At 70.6% G+C, this 6,791-nt stretch carries 8 protein-coding genes; all 8 read left to right on the top strand.

What is annotated here, in order from left to right; genetic code table 11:
- Window positions 1–106: 106 nt before the first annotated feature.
- The 8 genes from ACZ7FF_RS43165 (at window position 107) to ACZ7FF_RS43130 (ending at window position 6,791) form a co-directional block, all read left to right on the top strand.
- Window positions 107–751: an HAD family hydrolase gene (locus ACZ7FF_RS43165; protein ID WP_470820002.1), complete on the top strand. Its 645-nt coding sequence runs from the start codon at window positions 107–109 to the stop codon at window positions 749–751.
- A 93-nt stretch (window positions 752–844) separates the two neighbouring features.
- Entirely contained in the window at window positions 845–1,588 is a 744-nt protein-coding gene (locus tag ACZ7FF_RS43160) for a VC0807 family protein (RefSeq protein ID WP_470820000.1), read from the top strand.
- 89 nt (window positions 1,589–1,677) lie between these two features.
- On the top strand, window positions 1,678–2,895 hold the full coding sequence (locus ACZ7FF_RS43155; protein WP_470819998.1) for an MFS transporter: 1,218 nt from the start codon (window positions 1,678–1,680) through the stop codon (window positions 2,893–2,895).
- The gene (locus ACZ7FF_RS43150) at window positions 2,846–4,018 is read left to right on the top strand and encodes an acetoin utilization protein AcuC (protein ID WP_470819996.1); all 1,173 of its coding nucleotides are present in this window, start codon (window positions 2,846–2,848) and stop codon (window positions 4,016–4,018) included. The genes ACZ7FF_RS43155 and ACZ7FF_RS43150 overlap by 50 nt, the downstream gene beginning before the upstream one ends.
- A gap of 92 nt (window positions 4,019–4,110) precedes the next feature.
- Window positions 4,111–4,926, top strand: coding sequence for a phosphatase (locus ACZ7FF_RS43145; protein ID WP_470819994.1), 816 nt, complete (start codon window positions 4,111–4,113; stop codon window positions 4,924–4,926).
- A gap of 129 nt (window positions 4,927–5,055) precedes the next feature.
- Window positions 5,056–5,268, top strand: coding sequence for a helix-turn-helix domain-containing protein (locus ACZ7FF_RS43140; protein ID WP_452968313.1), 213 nt, complete (start codon window positions 5,056–5,058; stop codon window positions 5,266–5,268).
- Between the two features lie 135 nt (window positions 5,269–5,403).
- Complete coding sequence (locus ACZ7FF_RS43135) at window positions 5,404–5,502, top strand: 30S ribosomal protein bS22 (RefSeq protein ID WP_003948845.1); 99 nt, start codon at window positions 5,404–5,406, stop codon at window positions 5,500–5,502.
- Between the two features lie 227 nt (window positions 5,503–5,729).
- On the top strand, window positions 5,730–6,791 hold the full coding sequence (locus tag ACZ7FF_RS43130) for an NAD-dependent epimerase/dehydratase family protein (RefSeq protein WP_470819992.1): 1,062 nt from the start codon (window positions 5,730–5,732) through the stop codon (window positions 6,789–6,791).

Below are 6,791 nucleotides of genomic sequence, written 5' to 3'. Positions count from 1 at the left end.
GTACTGCAGGGGGGACCCTGTGGGAGAGTAGGACACCGCCGAACAATTTTTGGGAAAACCCCGCACCAATTCTGGTGCGGGGTTTTCTGCGTTTAGGGTTGTTGTCATGCGCTATGACCTGATCATCTTCGACAACGACGGCGTACTCGTCGACAGCGAGCCCATTTCCAACCGGCACCTGGCCGCCTATCTGACCGAGCTGGGGCATCCCACGTCCTACGAGGACTCGCTGCGCGACTACATGGGGTCGGCGATGCACAGGATCCATGAGCTGGTCCTGGAGCGCACGGGACAGCGTCTCCCGGACGACTTCGACGACGTGTTCCACGCCCGTGTCTTCGCCGCGTTCGAGCGCGAGTTGAAGCCCGTGCCCGGCGTGGCCGGCGTGCTGGAGAAGCTGGCCGCGGACGGGACGCCGTACTGCGTGGCCTCCTCCGGAAGTCATGAGCGGATCCGGGTGGGACACCGGACCACCGGGCTCGACCGGTGGTTCGAGGAGGAGCGCATCTTCAGCTCGCAGGACGTCGGGCGGGGCAAGCCGGAGCCGGACCTCTTCCTGTACGCGGCCGAGCGGATGGGGGTCGCCCCGGAGCGGTGCGTGGTCGTGGAGGACTCCCCGCTGGGCGTCCAGGCGGCCGTGGCGGCCGGGATGGACGTGTACGGGTTCACGGCCATGACGCCCGTCGCGCGGCTCAGTGGGGCGAACCAACTGTTCTCCAGCATGGGGGAGTTGGCTGACCTGCTGGTATGACCTGTGCCATCGGTCGGTGCCTGACAATTGTCATGCGGACGTCCGGACGGTTGTGTCTATTGGCGAACCCCCTCCGGCGGCGAAGCTGAGGGCATGACGAAGAACACGGGGGCCCAGGGCCGGAGCAAGCAGCAGACGCAGAACCCGAGCGTGCTGGACAACTTCAAGCCGCTGATCGTGGACGTGGCGGTGCCGCTCGGTTCGTACTACCTCCTCAAGGACGCCTTCGGGATGAGCGTCTTCGCGGCGCTCGCCTGGAGCAGTGTGGTCCCGGCCCTGCGGACCGTGTGGGGTCTGGTCAAGGAGCGGCGGACCAACGCCCTCGCCGGTCTGATCCTGGTCGTCAACGTCGTCTCGCTGCTGCTGAGCTTCGTCTCCGGCGACCCGCGGCTGATGCTGGCCAAGGACAGCGGCATCAGCAGCACGGTCGCCATCGGGATCCTGGTCTCCGTCGTTCTCGGGAAGCCGATGATGACCGCCGGCATGAAGCCGTTCCTCATCAAGGGCGACCCGGCGAAGGAGGCGGCCTGGGCGCGGCTCGCGTCGGGGGCGGCGGCCGACTCCGCGGCCTTCCTGCGCAAGGAGCGGGTGTTCTCCGTGGTCTGGGGTGCGGTGCTGTTCGCGGAGTGCGTCGCGCGGGTGGTGGGCGCGTACACCGTCCCCGTGGACACCATGGTGTGGCTCGGCACCGTCATCATGGTCGGTGCCGTCCTGATCGCCATGGTGGTCAGCGGCGCCCTGGCCGTCGGGCCCATGGAGCAGATGCTCGCCGCCGAGGCCGAGGCCGAGAGCGGGGATGCGCCGGCCGAGGAGCCCGCGGTCGCCGTCGCCGCCTGACCACCGGCCGCCGTGGGCGGTGAAGTTGAGGGAAATTCATCTTTGGCTGGATCTACCCACAGGTAGCCAGGGGCCCTACGCTCGCCGCCATGACCGATGTGCTGCGGCGCGGTAGGGCCTCGCTGGCGTTCAGCTTCTTCGCCCAGGGCGCCACCTTCGCCCTGCTGGTGACGCGTATCCCCGCCATCCAGGACCGGTACGGCGTGTCCGACGCGCTGCTGCCGGTCTTCCTCGCCGCCGTGCCGATCCTCGCCGGTGTCGGCAGTGTGACCACCGAGCAGCTGGTGCGGCGGGTACGGCCCAGCCGGCTGCTGCGCTGGTCCCAGCCGGTGGTGCTGCTGGCGCTGCTCGGTGCCGGGGCGGGCGGACAGGGGCAGGTGGCCGCCCTGGCGGTGGCGCTGGGCGTGTTCGGGTTGGCCGTGGGGGCGCTGGACGCCTCCATGAACATGCTCGGGGTGAGCCTGCAGCGGACCTACGGGCGCAGCATCATGCTCAGTTTCCACGCCGCCTACAGCCTGGGCGGGATCGTCGGGGCCTCGCTGGCGTGGGCCGGGGCGCACTGGCAGCTCGCGTTGTGGGTGTCGTACCTGCCGGTGGTGGTCGTGCTGCTGCCGGCCACGCTGGTGGGGAGCCGCTGGTACGTCGACGGGGAACCGGCGCCGACGGGCGGGGAGCAGGGCGGGGCCGGGGGCGTGGTCTTCAAGCTGCTGCTGCCGTTGTGCCTGGTGATGACCTTCGCCTACATCGGGGACTCCACCGTCTCCAACTGGAGCGCGAAGTACCTGAAGGACGTGCTGGGCAGCTCGGAGCAGCTGGCGACCGTGCCCTACAACGTGTACATGGTGACCACCCTGGTGGGGCGGGCCATCGGGGACCTGGGGGTGCGGCGGTTCGGGGCCGTGACGGTCGTCCGGCTCGGGGCGCTGGTGGCGGCCGGCGGGTTCGCGGTGGTGGCCTCCGCGCCCGGAGCGTGGGTCGGGATGCTGGGGTTCACGCTCCTGGGCCTGGGTCTTTGCGTGCTGGTGCCGCAGACCTTCGCGGCGGCGGGGCGGCTGTTCCCCGGGGGGTCGGACGCGGCGATCGCGCGGCTGAACATCTTCAATTACCTCGGATTTCTGGTCGGTTCGCCGTTGGTGGGGGCGCTGGGGGACGCGTGGAGCTATCGGGGGGCGATGCTTGTGCCGATGGTGTTGGTGCTGGTGACGTTGGTGTACGCCAGGTCGTTCGCCGCTCAACCGGACCGATACGGTGGCGGGCATGAGCGGCCGCGCACAGCTGATGTGGGACGAGGCAGTAACGGGCTATGACTTCGGCCCGGACCATCCGATGGATCCGGTCCGGCTGGCACTGACCCGGAAACTGGTGGGTGCCTTCGGGCTCGACCGGGAGGTGGACGTCGTCACGGCGAAGCCGGCGGGCGAGTCGACGCTGCGGCTGGTGCACCGGGAGGACTACATCGACGCCGTGAAGGCCGCGTCCGCCGATCCGGCGGGGGCCGACGGCGCGTACGGGCTCGGCACGCTCGACGATCCCGCGTTCTCCGGGATGCACGAGGTGTCCGCGCTGATCGCGGGGCAGTCGGTGGGGGCCGCCGAGGCGGTGTGGCGGGGGGACGCCGAGCACGCCGTGAACTTCGCGGGCGGGCTGCACCACGCCATGCCGGGGGGCGCGTCCGGGTTCTGCATCTACAACGACGCGGCCCTGGCCGTCGCCCGGCTGCTGGAGCTGGGGGCCGAGCGGGTCGCGTACGTGGACGTGGACGTGCACCACGGGGACGGGGTGCAGGCCGCGTTCTGGGAGGACCCGCGGGTGCTGACGATCTCGCTGCACGAGCATCCCCGGACGCTGTTCCCGCAGACCGGGTGGCCGCAGGAGACGGGCGCGGGCGCCGGGGAGGGCGCCGCCGTGAACGTGGCGCTGCCGGCGGGCACCGGGGACGCGGGGTGGCTGCGCGCGTTCCACGCGGTGGTGCCGGAGCTGCTCGCGGACTTCCGGCCGCAGGTGCTGGTGTCGCAGCACGGCGCCGACACGCACTTCGAGGATCCGCTGGCGCACCTGGCGGTGTCGCTGGACGCGCAGCGGGCGGTGCAGGTGGCGTGCCACGAGCTGGCGCACGAGTACGCCGACGGCAAGTGGGTGGCGCTCGGCGGCGGGGGCTACGCGGTGGTCGAGGTCGTACCGCGGTCCTGGACTCACCTGGTGGGGATCGCGGCGGGCCGGCCGGTGGAGCCGGAGGCGGTGATCCCGCAGGGGTGGCGGCAGGAAGTGTTCGCGCGGACCCGGCAGTTGGGGCCGCAGCGGATGACGGACGGGCGGTGGCCGGTGTCCTGGGCCTCGTGGGAGGACGGGTACGATCCCGCCGACCGGCTCGACCAGGCGGTGCTCGCGACCCGGCGGGCCTCGTTCCCGCTGCGGGGCCTGCTTCCGTGAGTACCGGCCGGGCGGGCGGCCGTTAGGCCAACCGTGCGCAGTTCCCCCGTTTCCGTCTCTCCGGGTGCCCCCGATGAGTCACCATCGCATCCGTGTTGACCCCCGCCGACCTCCGCGCGCATCTGCTGGCGGCGCGACTGGCCGGGGTGGTGGGGACCTCACGGGAGGCGAGTCTGCGGAGCTACCGGCTGTTCGCCGCGCGGGACCCCCGGGTGCTGATCGGGATCGATCCGGAAAGGACCTGGGCGCAGCGGGAACTGCTCGCTCTGATGGCGGACCGGTGTGGGGTTTCGGCCGATCCTCGGCACACCTCCGGTCCTGACGTGATCGACCCGGAGCGGACGCTGGCCGCGCTGGACGCCTTCGCGGGACGGCTGCGGGGGGTGGCCCGGCGTGGTGCGCCCGTGCTGTTGGGGACCGGGCACCCCCGGCCGCTGCTCGGGTTCTACGCCGGCTTGGCGGACGCGCTCTCGGCGGCGGGGTGTGAGGTGCTCACACCGGCGCAGGGTCGCCGTGTCGACATATTGACCCGGTTCGGTCTACGCACGCACTACCTCGACTACGTACGAGGTGTCGCGTTGGTGCGGGAAACCGAGGTCGGGCGCCCCGGTTGTGAGCCGGGCGTGCACAGTCATTCGCCGCTGCCGGTTCGGGTCGTGCTGGAGGCCGCCGCGGCCGGCGGGGGCCCCCTGCCCGAACTGGTCGTCGGGGACCACGGGTGGGTCTGCGGCGCAGGTCAGCTGGGGTTCGAGGCGATCGGGCTCGCCGACACCGATGATCCCGCGCTGTTCGTGGGGGAGGCCGAGGGGGCCGTGTCCGTCGTCGTTCCACTTGATGACGGGGTGCGGTCTAGTTACTACCGCCCGCTCACCCGCTACGTACTCAAACGAGCATGTCTGTCACAGTAGGCCGCCGATGCGTGCACCTCTTCCCCACTCGCATCACCCGCCCCTACCCTGGGGAGTGAGCACGCAACGACGAAGAGTCACCGGAAGGGGAAGCCGGTGGCCGTCGAGTGCGGAAGGTTCAGGTGTGTCATGGGTGCAGCTGGCGAGAGGCCTCTGAACGAGGTTCAGTTCCTGACCGTGGCGGAGGTAGCCACGGTGATGCGAGTGTCGAAGATGACCGTGTACCGCCTGGTGCACAGCGGTCATCTGCCCGCGATCCGGGTGGGACGGTCCTTCCGTGTCCCCGAGCAAGCGGTCCACGAGTACCTCCGCGACAGCTATGTGGGGGTGGAAACGGCCTGACGGCACCTCTCCGGGGGATCCCGGAGCACCCTCGATTACGACCTCGGCGCTCGGTTGGGTAGGCTAGCCCCTCGTAGGTCGTGTGGGCCCATGGCGCCCAAACAACCGAGTGATGAGAAGTGAGCGAGGGTAGTCGTGGGCTCTGTTATCAAGAAGCGGCGCAAGCGGATGGCCAAGAAGAAGCACCGCAAGCTGCTCAAGCGCACGCGCGTTCAGCGCCGCAACAAGAAGTAAGCGGCGCCGCGAGAGCGTGTCACGGTGGCCCCCCGCCCGGTGTGGTGGGGGGCCACCGGCATGTTCCGGCACAGGTCCGGCACCGTTCCAGCACCCCGAGGTGGCCGTTGGACGAATTTCCGTCACGTCATGCATCGGGCGGTCATCACAGCGCAACATCCACCGGATAGGTTGTCCGCACAGGGGGAACGCGGGATACCGGTAACGCGGGAAGGAAGGCGCTGATCTTGGGAAAGGTCGTGCTCGTCACCGGAGTCGCCCGGCAACTGGGCGGCCGGTTCGTGCGGCGGATCCAGCGGGACCCGGAGGTCGACCGAGTGATCGCGGTGGACGCGGTGCCACCGGCCCACCATCTGGGCGGCGCCGACTTCATCCAGGCCGACATCCGGCAGCCGACGATCGCCCGGGTGCTCGCCGAGACGTCCGCCGACACGGTCGTCCACCTGGACGTGACCGGCACCGCGCTGGGCGGCGGCAACCGGGCCACGGTCAAGGAGACCAACGTCATCGGCACCATGCAGCTGCTCGGCGCCTGCCAGAAGTCGCCGACCGTGAAGCGCCTGGTGGTCAAGTCCAGTACCAACGTGTACGGATCGGCGCCCCGGGACCCGGCCGTGTTCACCGAGACGACCCCGGCCAAGTCGCTGCCCAGCGGCGGCTTCGCGAAGGACACCGTCGAGGTCGAGGGGTACGTACGAGGGTTCGCGCGGCGGCGCCCGGACGTGGCCGTGTGCGTGCTGCGGTTCGCCAACATCCTCGGCCCCTCCGCCGACACCCCGCTCGCCTCCTACTTCGCGCTGCCCGTCCTGCCGACCGTGTTCGGCTACGACCCACGGCTGCAGTTCGCGCACGAGGACGACGTCATCGAGGTGCTGCGGCTCGCCTCGCACGAGGCGAGCCGGGGCACCCTCAACAGCGGCACCTTCAACATCGCCGGGGACGGTGTGCTGCTGCTGTCGCAGTGCTCCCGGCGGCTCGGGCGGCCCACCGTGCCGCTGCTGCTGCCCGCGGTCACGTGGGCGGGCTCGCTGGTCCGTACGCTGGGTATGACGGACTTCTCACCGGAGCAGATCCGGCTGCTGACCCACGGGCGGGTGGTGGACACCGTCCAGATGCGCGAGACGCTGGGCTTCACGCCCAGGTACACCACGGCGGAGACGTTCGCGGACTTCGCCCGCGGCCAGGGACCCGGGCTGCTGCCGCCCGAGGCCCTCGCGGGGGCCGTCGACCGGATCGCCGCGCTGGCCGCGCCGGGCGGCGGCCGGCCCACGACGCACAGCGCCAACTGA

It is taken from the genome of Streptomyces sp. NPDC037126 (genome assembly GCF_055605965.1).
Note: the sequence above shows the minus strand (reverse complement) of the source record. Positions and strands in the feature narration are given on the sequence as shown.